Source organism: Actinomycetota bacterium, from assembly GCA_018333515.1.
Taxonomy (GTDB): Bacteria; Actinomycetota; Aquicultoria; order Aquicultorales; family Aquicultoraceae; genus Aquicultor.
In genome coordinates, this window is record JAGXSZ010000008.1 from 19857 (window position 1) to 38141 (window position 18285).

The 18285-nt window shown below is 51.8% G+C and carries 16 protein-coding genes and 2 tRNA genes; 5 read left to right on the forward strand and 13 right to left on the reverse strand.

Annotation, left to right across the window (positions count from 1 at the left end):
* Positions 1-66 precede the first annotated feature (66 nt).
* Positions 67-1578: a hypothetical protein gene (locus KGZ93_02450; protein MBS3908487.1), complete on the reverse strand. Its 1512-nt coding sequence runs from the start codon at positions 1576-1578 to the stop codon at positions 67-69.
* A 599-nt stretch (positions 1579-2177) separates the two neighbouring features.
* Positions 2178-3695, reverse strand: coding sequence for a PQQ-like beta-propeller repeat protein (locus tag KGZ93_02455; protein ID MBS3908488.1), 1518 nt, complete (start codon positions 3693-3695; stop codon positions 2178-2180).
* A gap of 312 nt (positions 3696-4007) precedes the next feature.
* On the opposite strand from KGZ93_02455, the gene KGZ93_02460 reads away from it, so the two are divergent.
* Complete coding sequence (locus KGZ93_02460; protein ID MBS3908489.1) at positions 4008-4175, forward strand: YHS domain-containing protein; 168 nt, start codon at positions 4008-4010, stop codon at positions 4173-4175.
* A 316-nt stretch (positions 4176-4491) separates the two neighbouring features.
* Here KGZ93_02460 and KGZ93_02465 read toward each other — a convergent pair.
* The 6 genes from KGZ93_02465 to KGZ93_02490 all read right to left on the reverse strand — a co-directional run bounded on the left by KGZ93_02465 (position 4492) and on the right by KGZ93_02490 (position 7119).
* Positions 4492-4565: transfer RNA gene (locus KGZ93_02465), tRNA-Thr, on the reverse strand.
* Between the two features lie 13 nt (positions 4566-4578).
* A tRNA-Tyr gene (locus tag KGZ93_02470) sits at positions 4579-4660 on the reverse strand.
* Positions 4661-4782: 122 nt separating this feature from the next.
* Positions 4783-5307 carry a ribonuclease H-like domain-containing protein gene (locus KGZ93_02475; GenBank protein ID MBS3908490.1) on the reverse strand — a complete coding sequence of 175 codons (525 nt, stop codon included), beginning with the start codon at positions 5305-5307 and terminating at the stop codon, positions 4783-4785.
* Positions 5308-5437: 130 nt separating this feature from the next.
* On the reverse strand, positions 5438-5809 hold the full coding sequence (locus KGZ93_02480; GenBank protein ID MBS3908491.1) for a YggT family protein: 372 nt from the start codon (positions 5807-5809) through the stop codon (positions 5438-5440).
* 120 nt (positions 5810-5929) lie between these two features.
* The gene (locus tag KGZ93_02485) at positions 5930-6562 is read right to left on the reverse strand and encodes an MEDS domain-containing protein (protein ID MBS3908492.1); all 633 of its coding nucleotides are present in this window, start codon (positions 6560-6562) and stop codon (positions 5930-5932) included.
* Positions 6563-6786: 224 nt separating this feature from the next.
* Positions 6787-7119 (reverse strand): STAS domain-containing protein, encoded by a 333-nt coding sequence (locus KGZ93_02490; protein ID MBS3908493.1) that lies wholly within the window; start codon positions 7117-7119, stop codon positions 6787-6789.
* Between the two features lie 333 nt (positions 7120-7452).
* Between KGZ93_02490 and KGZ93_02495 the strand changes: the two genes are divergently transcribed.
* Complete coding sequence (locus tag KGZ93_02495) at positions 7453-8007, forward strand: AAA family ATPase (GenBank protein MBS3908494.1); 555 nt, start codon at positions 7453-7455, stop codon at positions 8005-8007.
* Between the two features lie 730 nt (positions 8008-8737).
* Here KGZ93_02495 and KGZ93_02500 read toward each other — a convergent pair.
* Complete coding sequence (locus KGZ93_02500) at positions 8738-9016, reverse strand: hypothetical protein (protein ID MBS3908495.1); 279 nt, start codon at positions 9014-9016, stop codon at positions 8738-8740.
* A 105-nt stretch (positions 9017-9121) separates the two neighbouring features.
* Between KGZ93_02500 and KGZ93_02505 the strand changes: the two genes are divergently transcribed.
* Positions 9122-9757 carry a GNAT family N-acetyltransferase gene (locus KGZ93_02505; GenBank protein ID MBS3908496.1) on the forward strand — a complete coding sequence of 212 codons (636 nt, stop codon included), beginning with the start codon at positions 9122-9124 and terminating at the stop codon, positions 9755-9757.
* Positions 9758-9807: 50 nt separating this feature from the next.
* On the opposite strand, the gene KGZ93_02510 is transcribed toward KGZ93_02505, so the two are convergent.
* The 4 genes from KGZ93_02510 to KGZ93_02525 form a co-directional block, all read right to left on the reverse strand.
* Entirely contained in the window at positions 9808-14004 is a 4197-nt protein-coding gene (locus tag KGZ93_02510; GenBank protein ID MBS3908497.1) for a SpoIIE family protein phosphatase, read from the reverse strand.
* A gap of 528 nt (positions 14005-14532) precedes the next feature.
* On the reverse strand, positions 14533-15651 hold the full coding sequence (locus tag KGZ93_02515; GenBank protein MBS3908498.1) for a DUF4931 domain-containing protein: 1119 nt from the start codon (positions 15649-15651) through the stop codon (positions 14533-14535).
* A gap of 191 nt (positions 15652-15842) precedes the next feature.
* On the reverse strand, positions 15843-16484 hold the full coding sequence (gene phnH / locus KGZ93_02520; GenBank protein MBS3908499.1) for a phosphonate C-P lyase system protein PhnH: 642 nt from the start codon (positions 16482-16484) through the stop codon (positions 15843-15845).
* A gap of 320 nt (positions 16485-16804) precedes the next feature.
* Positions 16805-17074 carry a hypothetical protein gene (locus KGZ93_02525; GenBank protein MBS3908500.1) on the reverse strand — a complete coding sequence of 90 codons (270 nt, stop codon included), beginning with the start codon at positions 17072-17074 and terminating at the stop codon, positions 16805-16807.
* Positions 17075-17317: 243 nt separating this feature from the next.
* On the opposite strand from KGZ93_02525, the gene KGZ93_02530 reads away from it, so the two are divergent.
* A complete protein-coding gene (locus tag KGZ93_02530; GenBank protein ID MBS3908501.1) occupies positions 17318-17641 on the forward strand; it encodes a DUF5132 domain-containing protein in 324 nt (107 codons plus the stop codon).
* A complete protein-coding gene (locus KGZ93_02535) occupies positions 17634-18182 on the forward strand; it encodes a hypothetical protein (GenBank protein ID MBS3908502.1) in 549 nt (182 codons plus the stop codon). Before KGZ93_02530 ends, KGZ93_02535 begins: the two co-directional genes overlap by 8 nt.
* The last annotated feature ends 103 nt before the right edge of the window (positions 18183-18285 follow it).

An 18285-nucleotide genomic window follows, 5' to 3' on the forward strand; every position in this document is an offset into this window, starting at 1 on the left:
ACACTTAGAATAGGTTGCGCCGGACCTCGAATGCGGCGCCTCGTGCCCGTAATCGCAAAGACTCGTTTACGGCAGCCCTCTGATGAAGGCCTCCTTAACATCGGGTCGCCACATGGTGGGGTTGTGGCAATCCAAACACACAGAATCCAAATCCTGCGACGGACCAAGGTCGAGCGAGAGCAGCTTCGCGAGAACCTCGCGTCTCTCACCGGGTCTTACCGCTTCGCCATCGAGGTCGATACCGAAGAGGTCGTTCTTGAGCATCTTCCAGGCTAAGGTGCGGTGCGGCCAGGAGAGACCCACACTCATGCACTCGGGGGAACAGCCGATGTCGGAACTTCTCCAACCGGGGTTCCGGTTTTCGGAATGTTCTTGGTTATAATTGCTTAAGATATAGGCGTCCGCGTCAAACTCGCCGTTTCCCATAGATTCGAGACCGTTGGCGTCGGCGATATCCGAAACTTGCGAGTAGGCCTCTCGGGGCCATTTAATCTTAGACTGCACGGCGGCGCTGTGACACAGGTCGCAGTCCCCACCGCCTCGATGGCAGCTGCGGCACGAAGGTCCGTTGTTGATATCGTCGTCGGGATTGAAGACTGTTTGCCCGTCGCATTTACTAGGCTGAGAATCATGCCCATAGGCTTCGGAATAGTTTTCCAGACCGACGCCCCCTTTCAGCGCAAGTTCCTCGGAGTATATAAGGGAAGGGACGTCGTGCAGACCGGCGTTGCCGTCGTGGCAATCTACGCAAAGCTCGTTTACGCTTATGACCTTTTCATACGGGACGCTGGAGTGTTTCGGGCTGAGCGGGTTCTCGGTTGCGGGGTCATCCCAGTCTATCGCTATCTTGTTGACCGGGTACGGTACCGACGCCGAGTAATTCCCGATATTTATATCGTCGATTTCGCCGGCCGCCCCCGGAGCATACTCGAGATCCGGGTTCTTCTTTAGAAGCCAACGTCCGGGCTTATGGATTGACAGCGTACCCGCTTGTAGCGACGTCTGAATCGAATTGAAGCCGGAATCGAGAATACCGTATATTGGATTACCGCTTGCTGAATGACCGAGCGTTCTTACAGGGTTGGCATGGGCGGCATGACAATCGAAGCAAGAGAGCCCACCCCGCCAGAACGAGGGTGTGAAAGCCGGGTATGTGTCGCCCGGTGCTTTCCACTTACCGGAGTCTACGCCGAAACCGTGGCTGTGGCCGGTGTCGTACTCTATCGTTCCGTCGTCGTTGTTGTCCATCGCGATATAACTGGAAGAAGCGGAGCCTGAACCATGACACCAGTCACAAGCACCGTCTTTCGTAATCGCTAATATCGACAAATCCACTTCGCCCTTACTATCCGTACCGTGACATATATCACAACGCGAAGGTGTCGTGATATATCTTCCATGGAGGCCTGGTTCGGAATTTTTTACAATTAGGCTCGGTTTCCCTATTGCGACGTCGAAGCTGTGGGCCGCGACAGGCTGCGATATGTTCCACTTACTTAATTCGTTATCTGCTGCGTATGCCGCCGAGACGAAGCACGGAATGATAAGGGCGACCATGATAAGTAACCGCCTCAACATGTCGCTCCCAATACGTCTTCAGCAGCCGGTCTATTTAGCTGTCAAAGGATAGTCCCTTAATATATCGGCCGCTACCTGCAATTATTTAGCGTTTAGCAATTTGAGATGCGCCTTATGCGGCTAAGCTACCCACAAGACGCAAGAACTAACGGATTTTAGGTTATCGTTCTTTATCGATATTTTGTTTGCGCAGGTAATTGCGGTGCGGCAGCGCTAACGGCCTTGCTCTTAGCCGAGACCACTCCTAGAGCCTTCTTCAAAGATCAAACGCTATATTATTGGAGGTATCTTGGGTTGTTCAAAGAGTTAGCGGAGCGACTATCGAGGGGTTTGCTAGGGCAGCCCTATTTCGACGGGCTCGCGCATCTCGAAATCGCTTATTAGGCACTTCTCGACAGGGGGGCATGGAAAGAACCAGACCGACTCGGTAACCTTTTGGCCGGGTTTAAGGACGTGCGAATCGTTAGATAGCAAGCCAAGCGCTATAATTACAACGACGGCCGCTATGGCGTCAACCTTTAGGTTTGTACCTTTGAAAATTTTTGAAAAGTATTCATCCGACCAAAGCGATAGCGTATTCAGCGCTTCCGCTATATCCCTTACTCTTTTGTCGTCTCGGTTCCATCCTCTTCTTTTGCTCCGATTCTCGATTTCAAAAGAAAGCCGATACCTATCGCTAAAACGACCGGGATTATATATATCAAAAACGAGCCGGCGCCAAGACCGCCCTGCACTTCGCTATCTTCGCTCTTTTTGGGCTGCTTGGCCTTCATAACATCTTTATCGGCAATGGCGGCCACAGATGAGTTTGCGGAAATATACAAGACGCCTTCGGGCCCGATAGAGGCCTTACCGCCTACCTTCGCCCTCCATCTCATTGTCCCGTTCTTAGTTAGACAGGTTAGATACCAGTCCGTAGAGCTTATATAGATATCGCCTTCCCCGTCGATTACCGGCGGCTCGCTAAAGTCATCGTCGCGACTTTTGAAAGACCATTTCGACTCACCGTCGGGGGTGATACCTATAATATACGCATCGCCTATCGTAAGCGCCCTGTCCTCGGTGTAGTTCAAGATCGTAGTGGCCAGAACTATGGTACCGTCCTCCGCAATCGCCGGCATAGTGCTTTTCTTTCCTTCTGTTAGAAATCGCCACTTCGGTTTGCCGCTCGGCTCGAAAGCGTAGACATACTCCATGCCGGCGGTTCCCTCAAAGCGCGTCGCCGAAAAGTAGACGGTGTCGTCTTTAGCCAAGACCGGCGAGGAGATATCGGTCGTCTCGGCGACATCCACTTCATACTTCCATTTCAAGGCACCGGACGAGCTAACCGCATAGAGCGCCAAATCCGCTGTTGTAAAGTAAACGGTTCCGTCGCTTCCGATAGCCGGCGAGCTGTCGATTTTCCCATCCGCCTTGAAGACCCATTTTACGTCACCGGTCTTTGTGACCGCGTACAGGGTCTGCCCGGCTACCGTGCCCGCGTAAACGGTCTCGTCCTTGTCGAGCATGACGCCCCCCGACGATTCGCCGTTTAGTTTGATAGTCCACTTAGTCGAGCCGTCTTTCTTGTCGATGGCCGTAAGGTTTCGACCGATGACCGCATATACGGTGCCGTCTTTGCCAATCGCCAGCGGGCCGGTTACATTTCCCTTTTCGCTCGAAACCCAGATGACCTTTTTATCATCGCCAAACGCGAAGACGCCGGAGTTCCCTATGGCTTCAGCGGCCAAATCGGAGGCGCTCTGAGTAGTCGATGTCTCTTCTTTCGGCGTGACTATGACTCCGGCGTAAGCGATACCTTCCCGGCTAACCGCCATCGGCGTACTGGGCTTTCCTGTCTGGCCGAAGGGTATTACCCATAAGACCGTCGGCTTGAGGGGGCCTTTGAATTCGCTGCGGCCGGAATGGCGCATATCGTGCTGATAGACATACCAATCGTCTACAATTGCTTTCTTCTCGACCTTTTTCTTCCCGGTCTTTGTCGCTTCGGCTGCCGGCTTTTGAGCTTTTTCCGCGGCAAATGCCATCGGGAACATTATGAGGCTCTCCATGATAAGCATGAAGATGAGCAAGCCCATCCAGACAGACTTTCCTCGCTGCGACTTTCTGTGCGGCATCAACCAATCACTCCTCGACTCGCTTAATTGAATATGATTGCGGTTAAATTACGATTTGCCTAGATAATCATAACATAATTTGGCGCGCGGGCTATCTCGAAATTGTTTTCGAAGTATGCCTTGGTCGTCGCGGAGTGCTGTTGCCCCCCCATCGCCGCGCCGTTAGGGTTCCGCGCTTGCGGGTATAGAACACTTTGCCGACGATAAACGTTGACGAAAACGTCTAGGGTTCCGCGCTTGCGGGTATAGAACACACTGAGCGTTAGCATAAAGCGTACCGCGTGCGTAAACCTTGAGTTAAGGATGGATACAATGGCGACATGCCCAGTCTGCAAGATGCCGGTCGACGAGAAAAAGACGGAATACAAGAGCGAGCATGAGGGAACGACCTATTATTTCCACAGTCGCGAAGAGAAGCGCACGTTCGACCAGAACCCGCATGATTACGGGGGTCGACCCGGCTTAATGGGTATTCGCTGATTGCCCTCGAGTGTGCGTTCCTAAGAATTTCGCGTTAGAGGCGCGCTAGAGATTGTCTCTCCATATCAGGCTACCCGCTTAGGGTAGCGACGGCGTATCCGGCGCTTGATGCTGAGTCTCGATATTTTCCTCTGATACCTGACCATCGACCAACTACCGTTCGTTAGGTCGGGCAACGCGAGATAGAAGAAACAAACATATCTCACCAGTTGCTTCAAGTGTGCTGCGATTTGTGCCATGATTTTAGATTATCCTCGATGAGCCGGTCTGTCGTTCAATATAATAAACTTCTATGGAGCTGGGATAAATCCTTCTGAGCCTCCTACCGGAATCGAACCGGTAACCTCTCGATTACAAGTCGAGTGCTCTGCCAAGTTGAGCCAAGGAGGCAACTATGTTTTTGTGGAGGGAGCAGGATTTGAACCTGCGAAGGCTTCGCCAACGGATTTACAGTCCGTCCCCTTTGGCCGCTCGGGAATCCCTCCTTGTGCGCTTGTTTCAACTAAAACATAAAGAAAGCTTTGATAGTCACAGCTCAGCGACCTCAATAGCTGAAAAGAATTATAGCATAGACGCCGCGCGTTGAGAATAGAGTAGGAGAGCCTTGTTAAATAAGGCGGACGTATGAGTCGACCGGGGCGCTGCAACTCACCTCGTCTCCGCGACGGCCCTCTTCGAGGCATTTCTCAAGCAGCACTAAGTTGAGGGTGTCTTCACGGTTATACTCAAGGAGGCGCTCCAGCGCGTCGAGGCTGCGGTGGAGGCGATACCGGCGCCAGAGAATCCGGGGGTCGTCCTCGCCGCGCCCGAATATGCTCCGCCCGATTCCGAGAGTCCGTTCCACCACTTTTAAGCCGCCTTTGAGGTTGCGCTTCCAGCAATCATACATAAGGTCGCGTGACTCGAAGCCTTTGCGAAGATTTACGCCCAGGCACTGACGAATCATCGGCAGGTCAAAGCGGTTGCCGTTATAGGTATAAAGGGTCGTTACGCCATCGAGCCGGGCCATGAGAGTCTCCGGCGTGATTTCCTCGCCTATCATCTGGATAAGCGTGCCGTTGTCGGCAATATAAAACCCGACAACCGTTAGCTCATTTGAAAATGAGGTCTCAATATCGAGATAGGCTCTCATGACTCTCCAATCGTTGCGGCACCCCAATTGTAGCGCATACGGATATGGGGGAGAAGCTATCGTCCTGTAGTATCTCCGGTTCGCCGATGGCCTTGTCGGAAGAGCGGAACTCGTTCCCGTTCTCTCATATCTACTTCATAATAGCGATGAGCCGGAGAGCGGCTTTATAGATTAGCCACAAGATAACGATGGCTATCAGCGACGAAAACTCGATTACCATAGTGCCCGAGACCACATCGCTGACGATTCCCTTGAAGATGTCTACAATCGGCGCCGTCGCATTGTAGATGAGCGTGACAAAGGCATTATGCGAATTCGCTCCTATTAATTTAAACGCGAACCTTAAAAGGACGATTGCCACCATTATCCAGAAGACATAATCGACGATTTGACTAGCTTTGATACTCGAACTAATTTCGGTGGGCGGTTTGAGTTTAGATGTCGCCGCGTTGTTATCGAGCGTGTTCGGCTCGACTCGGCTGTGATTACCTACTTCTTCCATGGTCCCTCCTCGATTATAGTTCAAGCCATTGTATGTATCGCCGGCTCCTGTCTATTATACGACAAGACCGCTAAAAAAAACCCGCAAATTTGATATTTGAATTAACCGTAGAGCCTGGGATTATGTATAGAATCTGCCCTCTGGCTGATATCCCTTGAGAAACTTCTCGGGGCGGATAAAGAACGGGTTTTCGTGGATTTCTTCGCCCAGGATGACGTATGGGTGCGTTTTGATAAGGTTGTTCGCGATTTGACCGGAAATCATGCGCTGGTTATATTGGCACAACATAATCGCGGGCAGCTTGCCCAGATAGTTGTTGATGGCGGCCTCGAAACGGAGCCAAGCGTCGACGTTGTTATTGTCCGCCACAGCCCAGGTAAACTCGTTCGCTATGCGAAGCGCCGCCCACCCCTGCTTGCCCGCGGCCTCGGTCGCCTCGACTATCAGCTTGGCTAGCTTTTCGTCGTCGAAATGACCGTTGTTCATGTAAAACTCATCGTGCGTCATGAACAAGAGTTGCCCCTCTATCAGGTAATAGCCGACATCCATGTTCAGTTTGAGCAAACGGTCCTGGAGCGCGGCGGCCATATCTTTGTCGAGGATGCAGAGACATTTGTGGTTCTGCCGGATGGCGTCTTTGATGTACTCGACGAGCACGCTGGAGCGCTGCTCGTCGCTATCGTAGAAATGAACGATGTGGTCGCCCAGTTGCACGTCATAATCGATGTATCCGGTAGACTTGATAACCTTCACTCATGCACCTCTGTAAGTTTTATTAATTATATCAGATTGGCGCTACTGCTATGACTTTTAGCGGGTTTTCTTGGTGCTGGCGGGATGCACGGGGCTGTGCCAAGATGTTTGTTTGGGGATGTGATTGGTGCGCGATGCTTTGTTGCGAAATGAGCCGGTGGCGGCCATGCTTGAAGCGTTGATTGGCGGCGGATTCGCGATGCGCTGGATACGCTCTATCGGACTTAGGCTATAAAATCATGGTCGCGGTTGCCTTTGAAAAATATGGTATCGAAGCCGGCCATTTGGAAGACGCGCTTAAGAGACGGCTTTGCGTTTATGACAGTGACTTCGCCGTCGATGGTGCGGCTTAGTTTGAGCAAGAGGCCAAAGGCCGAGCTGTCGGAATAGTCGACTTTGTCATAGTCGAAGACGACATCGACTATCTCCTCGCTGACGCAGAGAGGATATATCGCCTGCTTAAGCACGCCAACTGTATGAAAATCCAGCGAACCGACGGGCCTTACTATCAACTTGCGGTCATCTATGATATCTACCGAAAAAGAAAAATTACTCATCAACCCACACCTTACTCGTAGCCCCATAAACCCGATGCTGCTGCCCCAACTAAGCAAGATTACTGCATGCTTAATGCCTACCCAAAAATCGCGGAGACTAAGCAGGGGTTGGGGTATAATGCGGGTAGATTACGGCCTTTCAACACCATAATTGTTCTATTTTTGAGTATCTTTTATCCTGGCCAGGACCCACAGTAAACAACGTCCCCTACTTCATATTATGATATAAACAGGACTAGCGGGAAACATCGCGCCTTATTCTGTCAATTCTGGCGACGGACACAATAATTGTCGGTCGGTTACTGTATCTTGAGTTATAAAGGATTGTCTAGTATGCATGTTTTAGTTTGCGCAGGACCGCCGTTATCGGGTAAATCCACGGTCGCTAAAGCCTTTGCCATAAAGAAGCATTGGACGTACATAGAAGTCGACTCTGTTTTGAGTTTGTTGGTTCCAGATTCAAATCGATGTCTTGAACATCGTAAACTAGGATATCGTGCGGCGCATAGACTTGTAAGCGTACTTCTAGAGTTCGGACAAAATGTTGTTGTCGATTGCACGTACAGTCGTATATTCTATAGGCAAGACTTGGTAAGCGCGGTAAATCGGGTTGAAGGCTCGCTATACCTCGCGGAATTCCATGTAGACCGGGAGAGCGCGCTATCAAGGTTTGAGAGCAGACAGAACCACCCCGCCATCGATCTAACCGAGGATAGGGTGGCGGACTTAGTTGCCGCATATCCATATTCCAACACCGGATTATTAATCGACCTCTCGATTATAGACGTCGAAGAAGCCGTAGAAAACATATCGCATCTTACCTCTGCTACTAATCCTTTGGATAACGGGCTCTGGATAAGCTCCGGAGGGCCCGATTTAATCGATTGACGGTTATTGTTTTTACGCTTAGACGCTTGGAACAGGAGAACTTCATCATGGATACTTTGCCGCTTTACGAACTTGAACATCGCTGTGGCGCAGGGGACGCAGGGGACGTTGCTACGGGAGTTACGGCTGTGGAGGTTACGGGAGAAGGGCGGATTCTTTTGATTTGAGGAAAATTCTGCTACTGCTTAATCGTTCGATATGGGCAACCGTAACTCCCGTAGCAACGTCCCCCACCCACACATATAAAACAGCCGCTCGAAAGCGGCTGTTTTATATGTGTGGGGAAGCCGTAACTCCCATTCTGTTCTATCCCGCCATCTATCTACCGGCCTCGAAAAGCCAGTGCCGCCTTAAGCGGCTGCCTCTACCCGGGATCTCGCTTTAAGCGCTCCCTATTTGAGTTGCACCCTGCCGGATGTTTACCGCGTTTCACCCGCTTGAATCAAGCGGCTCGTCTCTGTGGCACTAGTCGTCGGGCTTCGCAGCCCGCCCTCCTTTGCAAGAGGCGGTCTCTTACATGCAAAGCGCGAGCCCCGCATGTGGGTGTGGGATGTTTCCTCTAGCCGCGGGCGAACCCTGCGGCCAGCGACGGGTCGTTTCCCCACCTCGTTTAGCCTTATCGGCACATATATCTTACCACGTAAACAAATTTTTAGCTCGCGCTTACGAGGCGAGCGCGACGAAATTTGGACGATTTATCGCTAAGAAGCTGCGGGTTTTTGACTCGCGCTTACGAGGCGAGCCGCCAGGTGCCGTCCGGGTTTTTCTCCGCCATTTCCAGCAATGTCCTCAAAATCTGTATGCTCTTCTCAGCTGCTTGTTTGTCCTCCTCGGCAAGCCCGTCCGGCCACGCGGCTTTGAGGGCTCGCCCGAGCATCGCCACCGAGTCGCTCCCACTCACACCGTCAAGGTCTAAGTATTTGAACTCGTTGTCGTAGTTGTATCCATAGGTGTCGCCCAAGACCAGGCCCGACGTCCTGCCATCGGGCTCGTTTATCGTGATTCGCATCGTCACCTCCACACGCGACTTCCCGCAATTATGTCTACCGGTATTATAGCGCGAGCATGCAGCTCTAAGGTAGATAGGGAGCAAACCGGTTGTGGTAGCGCGTGCGTGAAGCGGCACGAAGTGCCGATGGTGCCCTTTAAGCAGCCCGCGCTTCTGCCTGCTTATCTCCCCGGCTTGACCATAGTGTTTGCTCGTAGGCTTAGCAGGCTCAGTAGGCTTAATATACTTGTAGGCTTAGTAGCGTTCGGGCTGCTGGGGTATGATACATTTATGGATATCAGGATACGAGAGGCGACGCGCGACGACCTAAAAGTTGCCCACAAGTGGGCGAACGACCCCGACAGCATACGCATGAACGCCAAGAACGGGACGGTTCCGCCCGACACCTTCGCGCGGTTTTTCGCCGAGCTGTTGCACGACAAGGACGTGCTTCTGTTAATCGTCGAGGGACTATGTGGCTATGACTGGATTCCGTTGGCGCAGTCGCGGTTAGACGCCGACGGGGAGATAAGTATCTTCGTCGACAGCGACTATCGCGGCAGAAGACTCGCAACCCCGATAATCCTTGCATCAATCGAGTTTGCCGGTTATAAGCTGGTATTGCCCCGAATCATCGCGAAAATCAGGTTCGAAAACATCCCGTCCATCAAAGCTTTCGAGCAAGCCGGGTTCGAAGTAACGCGCGAGCTGGTCTACAAAGGACACGCCTGCGTCGAGTATGAATATCTTGCGCGGGAGTAGCAACGTCCCCTACCCCCCCATAAACCCGCGGCCCATCGCCTTGTTTAAGCTTAGCTTTTAGCATTGCCCGCACTCGGCAGAGAGAGCGCGAGTACTACTATGTCGTCCGATATCTCACCTTTTGTGCATGCGATGACTTCGTTGAATATCGCTTCCGGCACTTCCCCTGCCGAAAGCGGCCCCATGTCCTTGAGCAGGTTTATTAAACCCTCTTCTTCGAAGAAACCTCCGTTACATCTGGCCTCGGTTACCCCGTCGGTATAGAGAACCAACACGTCGCCCTGCTTGAGAACCGCTTCAGCTTCATCGAATTTCAACTTGTTGAACGCCCCGATGACCGGGCTGTTTACTTCGAGCAGCGAAACTTCAGCTGTCGTCCGCTTAATCATCGCCGGCGGGTGCCCCGCGCTACAGTATCTGAGAACGCCGGATTTCGTATCGGCTATCGCAAAGAAGACCGTTATAAAGCTGCCCGAGCATGAACCTTTTACCACCGCCTCATTGACCTTGGCCATAATGACGGCTGGAGAGGCTTGCTCATACGCGTACGCCCGTATAGTGTTTCTTACCAGAGAGGTAAGAGTGGCCGCCTCCAAGCCTTTGCCCGCTACGTCACCGACGACGATTCCGACCCTGTCTCCTTCCAGCCCGAAGATATCAAAGAAGTCGCCGCCTACTCGAGCCGCTTCGGTGGCTGAGCGGTAGAAGTGCCCGTATTCGACTTCCTCAATACACTCCGGAACGGCAAGCAGAGCGGTCTGCAGAGTATTCGCAATATGTCGCTCGGCCACATAGAGCCTAGTGTTTTCGAGGGCAAAAGAAACTGTGGTCGCTAATTTGCTTGCGAAGTCTATTTGGGCTCCGGTAAACGCGACCGGTGCCGAGCGGTAGTGGAACGTGAGCATGCCAATAACGGAATCTCGTGTCAAGAGAGGCACAGCTACGAATGACCGGATACCCACCTCCTCCATCAGTTTGCGGTCGACCCTCTCGTCATTGTATGCATCGTTCATTACCATCATCTGCTTGGTTCTAGCAACCATCGCCAGGTGTTTTGCCTTCGCGTCGGATAATGCTGTGCCTACCAAGTCATCTGAAAACCCGTAGACAAATTTTATAACCCAGTTATCGTATTCACGAACGACGACCGCGGCCGATTCGCATCCCGAAGCCTTAACGGCATCGGCCACCAACCGCTTCATTATCTTGTCGATATTGAGCGTTGAGATTAGGTCCGCATTGATATTATTCAAAGCATCGCTTAGCTCTTTTGCTTTTTTAGACTCCTCTTCCGTTCGCTTGCGCCCGGTGATGTCCTCAATGGCGAGGAGAATCAAGTCCGTCCCCTGCGCATCCCGGACAATTCGACGGGCATTGAACAACATTGTCCTGCGTCCGATATCCGGGAACTCGTGGTCGACCTCGACATCCTCGAACCGGAGGCTTTTGGATGATATGCCGTCCAGTAGTTCTCTCAGCTTTGGTATCTCCCACTGACGGTTGCCGAGTTCGTAGACGAGAATGTTCTCCGTCTCCTTTTTCACGACATGGAAGGTGCGGTAGAAAGATTGATTTGCCGATACGACCCGCAGGTCGGCATCGAGGACTACCAGAGGCTCCCTGACTGTTTCTACGATAGCCTGGGCATAATTGCGGGCTTCTTCGGCCTGGACTAAGCTGCGTTTCGTCTCGTCGATATCGAGCAACGATATAACCGCGCCGGCAATCCTATTGTCTGAAGTCTTGTAGGGCCTTATCTGCATAGAGTACCAGCGGCCATCATTATCTTGGACTTCTTGCTGCCACATGTTGAGGCTTCCGACAACTCCTAGAATCAATTGCTCCAGGTCGGGCGCGTCTATCTTTAGCCTGATATCACCGATTGGCCGACCGACGTCGGAGGGGATTATATTAAGAATTCGCTCCGCCGTAGGGGTAAAGCGCCTTATGCGTAAATCATTACCCAGCATGATAATCGGGATATCGGTGCTGGTGTTAAAATTATTCAAATCGTCGTTGAGCAGCATCAATTCCCGATTGCGATTCTGCAGTTCATCGTTGACCGTAGTCAGTTCTTCATTGCTCGACTGAAGTTCCTCTTTAGATGTTTCCAGCTCCTCATTAATGCTTTGCAGCTCTTCGTTGCTCGACTGAATCTCCTCATTTGCGGCCCTAAGTTCCTCGCCGGCGGCGTCTTTCTCCTCAATGGTCGAGCCTAAATACTCTTTGGTTGCGACAAGCTCCTGTTTTAGTTTGGCGATTTCGCGCTCGACAGACCTTCGCTCTTCGGCAGGTTTTTTCTTACCAGGCTTGGCTTCCCGCAGCTCAGAATCGGCCGGCGCGGTATTCTCTTTAAAAAGGACCAAATAATAGGATTCATTAGACGGCGCCTTTATGGGAATCACCTCGATAGCGATATCCCTATAGTTGCCGTTATGTTTGATCCTTATGTCTTCCTTGTTGACGGGAGCATTTGTCTTCTTTGCTTCATTGATAGCCGTGCGTAAATCTAACGCTAATTCTTCTCGGGCCATGTTTAAGAGATTTAGGCTCGCCTTTCCGGGTGCCGGTTCAACAAAAAGACCGGTGTGCCCGCGGAATTGAAGGATTTCCATATTACCATCGACAATAACGCCGGCGGGGGCGTACTTCTCCAGGACTATATGATTGGCCTCTTTCTGAACATCGAATTTCGGGAGTATTATCTCGCGGGGCATATTAATCCTTTTTTCAATCTCTAAATATTCCGGCGAGTAACCCCTTGTAGCAAAGTCTACCGGCAGGCGAGATGGCGCCGGCTTTTTGGAGTAAATTCTGTGCTTTTTGTCGACCGGCTCAAAAAGGTCGATAAAGCCGTCAACCGTCTCAGAGGTGCCCAGCACGAGATAGCCCTTTGGCTGAAGAGCATAATGAAGCGCCGGTATTACTTTCTTTTGCAAGGTCGAGTTTAGGTAGATAAGCACATTTCGAAAGCTGACGAGATCGAGCCTGGAGAAAGGCGGGTCTTTGGTCACATCGTGCTTGGCGAAGATGCACATCTCGCGGATTACCGTGTTAATCTGGTAGCCGCCCTCCACCTTAACAAAGAAGCGTTGCAGGCGCTCTGGTGAGACATCGGCCGTAATGTTTTCCGGATATATACCCGCACGGGCTTTCTCGATGGCTATCTCGTTGATGTCCGTGGCAAAGATTAAAACCGGGGGCTTTTTTGGCATTCCTTCCAAAGACTCAAGCAAGGACATGGCAATACTATATGGTTCCTCACCAGTGGAACACCCCGGCACCCACACCCTGATAGGTAAATCGGGTGCTTTATCTTTGATAATTTCGGGGAATACACCTTTCTTTAAAGTCTCGAATGTTTCGCGATCCCGGAAAAAATCTGTAACGGTAATGAGAATGTCCTGGTATAGAGCCATCACTTCGGCTGGGTATTCCTGCAGATATCTAACGTACGCCTCCAGCGCATCGAGCTTGTTCACAACCATGCGCCGCGTGATGCGCCGCTTGATGGTGGTCTGTTTGTAATAAGTAAAATCGACGCCGGTGGTGCTTCGAAGCAACCAGAATATCTTACTCATGAGGTCGCCCTTGGCTTCCGGTAGCGATTTTGCCTCCTCTTTAGCCATGGAACGGGCCATAAAAGGGTGCTGCCCGATTCTTGCCAGCTCATTTGCGATTTTTTCAGGGGGCAGGATAAAATCGACTACGCCCGCGGCCACAGCGCTACGTGGCATACCATCGTATTCGGCCGATTCCGGATCCTGGGCAAAGGTGATGCCGCCCGCGGCCTTGACCTCCTTTAGACCCAGAGCGCCGTCGGAAGCGGTTCCCGATAAGATAACCCCAATCGCTTTGTTGCTCTGGTCTTCCGCCAGAGAGCGCAAGAAAAAATCTATCGGCAAGTGCAGCCCACGGATTTCCGTACGCGGCATCAGGTTTAGAACCCCGTGGAAAATAGCCATGTTTACGTTGGCCGGAATGACATATACGTGGTTTGGCTCGACGAGCATGCCGTCTTTTACTTCGCTTACCGGCATCTTCGTCGCCTTGGCCAGAAGCTCGGGTAGAATGCTTACATGTTTTGGGTCTAGGTGTTGAACCAGCACAAACGCCATACGGATGTCACCCGGCAGATGCTGGAGCAGTTGGGTGAACGCCTTCAAGCCGCCGGCCGAAGCCCCAATCCCAACAATCGGAATTGCCGTATCTTTATTCTCTTTCGCCGTTTTTGCCGAGTTTTTCATCTCTCAAATCCTCGCGGCTCTGAACGCTGCCCCTCTCACGCTTTCATCGATTAGTCTGACAACACAAACAAAATCAATGAACCCCCCCCCAGCCGAGAAAGATTGGAGTGGGGCTTGACATAAGCTCTTGCGCCTGTCGCCTTACAGACTAGTACTCCATCACACGTTTTATGAGTTGTCATTCTGAGTGAAACGAAGAATCTCTAAAGCTTGAGATTGTTCGGTCGTTTTCAACTCCCTCAGAATGACGGATACCAGTCGATGTATCTGTGATGGAGTACTAGTATCCAAAACAATGCCACCGAGCGTGTCGATGCCGAGATACTTTCCGGCGCCAACAAACCCTTGGTAGTTATTATATCCTTAATCGATAAATTGGAAACACCGCTCAGATAGCTATCGTGGAATATAAGCGCTACCGTGAAAGCGAAGAACAATGCCGGCACTCTCGCTGACCGTACTCGAATAAGCCGACGATACCGCTCGGTTGACAGCCTTCACGCGGTAGGCGTAGGTGTTATTAATCGCCTACGTGCGGACCCGTATCGCTCCCTCAAACCGCGCATCGCGAAGACGCTCGGCCGCATCTTCGGGGGCGATGGTGTTCACAAAAAGTCCCGAGCCGAGTTCAAACCCGGTTGGAATGCTGGTGCGCGGGCATATTTCGATATGCCAATGGAACGACGGCGCGCAATCATCATACTCTTGGCCGTGGGGTACTGAATGGAGAAAGTAGTTATATTGCGGCGCTCCGCCCAAGACCGCATTAAGCCGAGCCATCGTCCTTCTGAAAATCCAGGCAAGGTCCGCGAGATCCTCGGGATTTGCATCAAGAAAGTCGGCTCGATGCGCGAGAGGAAGGATTTGCACTTCCCACTCATACCTGCTCGCAAAGGGTTTAATCGCTATAAAGCGTTTGCTGCGCTCGACTACAAATTGCCCGACATTTATTTTTCGCCGTATTTCTCCAGAGTCTTTGTCGTAAAGCGTCGCCTCAAATGTTAGCGCCTCATCGATTAAACTACAGAAAATACAGTGATGATTGGTCTCGAAAAACGCCGAGCTGTTTCTGACTTCCGCCTGCACGTTATCGGGCACGACGGGCATCGCGATTATCTGGCTGTGCGTGTGCGCGATACTTGCGCCGGCGGCCGGGCCGAAATTCTTAAACACCAACACGTTCTTGATGCGCGGGTTCGCATTATAGAGCTGTTCCATTCGCGTCCGGTAAGTGGCAAAAAGCAGGCCGAGCTGCTCCTCGGTCATTTCATGGATACGAATCCCGTGCGAAGAATGGTCGATGACGACTTCGTGGCGGCCATATCCGTTCATTGTGTGTTGCAGCCCGAATACGAAATTCGGGTCTTCATTGTCGTCTCCGAGAATAGGATAGAGGTTCTCGACGATGCGCATTTTCCAGTCACCCTCCGAGGGGACTCGAAGAATCGATGCCGGCGTCATATCTTCATTTCCTGAGCAAAAAGGGCAAGTCTCTACATATGTTCGCGTATCATGGGGCACGGGCGGTTCTTCTTTTTTAGGACGCATACTCCGCGCCGTAGCCACGAGCACGCTTTCACTCGGCACAATCGGATTGATTCTAATCTCGCGAACGGCTTTCTCGTTCGGCTCTGTCGTTTCATTCATTCCTAGTTCCTTCCTTGTTGTTGAATTCTTGTTGTTGAATTTATTGGAGCATATTGGAGTGCTATATATCGCCCATCCTAGAACACTTCCGGAAGAACCTAGGCAATCCCTTGATGCGCTTGCCGGAGCGCTCCAAGAACGTGGAGAATTAATCGGCGCGCGCAAGTAGCAACGTCCCCCGCCCTACTTCTCTAACCGTAACGCGGCCCATCCGACTCCACATCCCAAGCCGGCCTGCTGCTCCTTGGCAAACAAGCTATTTTGCCCTCCAAATCGACCAGAATGGTGGTGTCCGTGCCGAGATGATAGTCGTGGCTCCGGGGGGTCGGCCCGCCTATGTTATCCCGGTGCATCCCCGAAAGCCAGAGTTGCGTGGCGCCGTTCACGCCCGGCCCGGAGAGTTCAAGACGAATGAGTTCTCCGTAACTTCCGGGCGGCTGCCCATACAGGTGATCGATGACCATAACGACCGTTGTGCCCGTCTCTGAAAGGTCAGTAGTGCCGGGGTGCGCTAAGGCCAACTCGCCTTGCGCTCGCCTCCCGTCACAGAATATGAAGTCGGCATGCTCGACATCGACCGAGCGCGCCCCGGTGCACCGGAAGATATCTCTCGCATTGAGTTCATCGTTAATGTCGAGACAGGTGAAAGTGACCTCTGTGTCGAGGAGCGTGCGCGCGATCAGGTAGGGAAAGCTGTTTTCCTTGCCGATAAGAAGCTTTATATCAGGCAGGTAGTTGATCTTACCCGGCCTCGCCATGCTATCCAAAAGCAACCTAAATACCCGCTGAGTATCGTATGCGGGGTCGAATGCTTCCTTTACCGGTAGAATCATTGCGCCGCCTTCTGTGAATGATTTAGCACAAACCTGAAGTCTTAATTCAATAAAAGGGTGCGCGGTGCGGCACGCTTGCCCGTGCTCTCCGCAAGACCCCTGCGATACGCGGCGTGGTCCCTCGGAACGGGTAGGGGCACATCTTCGCAGCGCCCCACTCACGCCCGTCTTAACTAAGCATAAAGCGCTTCTCGAAGGAGGTGGTTGCAGCGATGTAAACATTCGGTAAATTAATTGTTTAAACGGTTAAAGGATTATTAGCGCTGTTCAGAATGGGCATAGTCGCAAACCTGGAGGAAAGTAAACGAGTAATATGCGGTCTACTTGCGTTTATTATCCCTATCGAACAGCTCGAGAATCTCATCGCTCGATGCCATGACCCTAAGGTAGGCGAGTATGTCGATGCTTTTCGGGTCGTACTCGATGATAAGGTTGCGGTTTAAAGGGTTCACCCGCATGTTCTTGATGCTTGGCGGCAATTTTATATGCGCCAGGCTCTCCAGGTCTTTCCTGGTCAGTCCCTTCGCGGACGGCACCTCGACGCGAATTCGACCGGGAATATGATGTATCACTTTAAATGGAACTACCACCGCTTTCCCCCTAAAGGTAATTGTTCTAGTATCCGCTTGAGAGAGCGACGCCGACTCTTTGGGCTCCCTGTCGAGCATGTTTATTCCCACAGAAAATTGAGACTATCTTTATTTTAAAATCTACAGTTCAAATGTTGTTAAATGGTTGTAAATAAAATGTAAATTCACGGCTAAACTCATTAAATTGTTATTTAATAGGGTAATAAAGACTTTAACACAAATATAAGTAAGGGGCCGAACACAATGTCAATTCTTGAGAACGCATTGAAGGGAAACACGGCGACCGGTATAGCGATAGGGCTTGGTGCCGCGATCTTGGTGTCGGCGGCAGCCCCGATCGTCGCAGGCGTCGTGAAGCCGGTGGCCAAGGCCGCGATCAAGAGTGGAATCATCCTGTATGGAAGGAGCAAAGAGGCCTACGCTGAGGCGCGCGAAGTAACAGAAGACCTCGTCGCCGAGGCGCGCTCTGAGCTTGAGGCAGTAGCCGAAGGGCCGGCAGAACAAGCGGAAATCAAAGAGGAGAAACCTGCCGCGAAGAGAAAGGGCCGAGGGAACACCGGTGAATAATACGCCTGAAGCTGTCTTGAGCCACGCGATACCGGGGAGGCTTCGGATAAAGGTCCCGTCAAGAAAGGGCGACGCTAAATATTTTTCGTCTTTGAAAAGCGGGTTATCCGAACTCCCGGGCGTCGAGAGGCTGGAGGTAAGTCCCGTTACGGCAAGCGTCCTTGTAATATATACGCAGGACTTTAAAGGGCTTGATGAACACGCTTCGAGTCAACATCTTTTTTCGCTGAGCCGACCTGGAAAGCTCAATAGCCTGGGACAAGGCACTGGGAGCATCCCGGACGGACGACTCTTCGACACAGAGAACTCAGCGACAAGCACCACTACTCCGATGCGGCAAATCTTTAAGAGCTATGAGGGAGCCAACGCGAAGACAAAGTCCGCCACGGGTGGGGAACTCGATGTCGCCACAATCGTCTCTTTAAGCCTTTTAGGTGTTGGGTTCTACCAGATTTTCAGAGGCGGCTTCGTACTTCCCTCATGGCACACGGCTTTCTGGTATGCGCTTAACATTATCAATATAGTGCGAGCACGCAGGTAAAAGCGCTCACGGGCCCCCTCACGGGCCCCGCTTTAAGCAACGCTCGGTCTTCATCCGGCTCGAACGTGCCCGTAATGCCCGTAAGCGCCGCTGCGCGATACAA

Coding starts and splice junctions, on each gene's coding strand:
- KGZ93_02450 (MBS3908487.1), bottom strand. CDS start 1,578: ATGTTGAGGCGGTTACTTATCATGGTCGCCCTTATCATTCCGTGCTTC.
- KGZ93_02455 (MBS3908488.1), bottom strand. CDS start 3,695: ATGCCGCACAGAAAGTCGCAGCGAGGAAAGTCTGTCTGGATGGGCTTG.
- KGZ93_02460 (MBS3908489.1), top strand. CDS start 4,008: ATGGCGACATGCCCAGTCTGCAAGATGCCGGTCGACGAGAAAAAGACG.
- KGZ93_02475 (MBS3908490.1), bottom strand. CDS start 5,307: ATGAGAGCCTATCTCGATATTGAGACCTCATTTTCAAATGAGCTAACG.
- KGZ93_02480 (MBS3908491.1), bottom strand. CDS start 5,809: ATGGAAGAAGTAGGTAATCACAGCCGAGTCGAGCCGAACACGCTCGAT.
- KGZ93_02490 (MBS3908493.1), bottom strand. CDS start 7,119: ATGAGTAATTTTTCTTTTTCGGTAGATATCATAGATGACCGCAAGTTG.
- KGZ93_02495 (MBS3908494.1), top strand. CDS start 7,453: ATGCATGTTTTAGTTTGCGCAGGACCGCCGTTATCGGGTAAATCCACG.
- KGZ93_02500 (MBS3908495.1), bottom strand. CDS start 9,016: ATGCGAATCACGATAAACGAGCCCGATGGCAGGACGTCGGGCCTGGTC.
- KGZ93_02510 (MBS3908497.1), bottom strand. CDS start 14,004: ATGAAAAACTCGGCAAAAACGGCGAAAGAGAATAAAGATACGGCAATT.
- KGZ93_02515 (MBS3908498.1), bottom strand. CDS start 15,651: ATGAATGAAACGACAGAGCCGAACGAGAAAGCCGTTCGCGAGATTAGA.
- phnH (MBS3908499.1), bottom strand. CDS start 16,484: ATGATTCTACCGGTAAAGGAAGCATTCGACCCCGCATACGATACTCAG.
- KGZ93_02530 (MBS3908501.1), top strand. CDS start 17,318: ATGTCAATTCTTGAGAACGCATTGAAGGGAAACACGGCGACCGGTATA.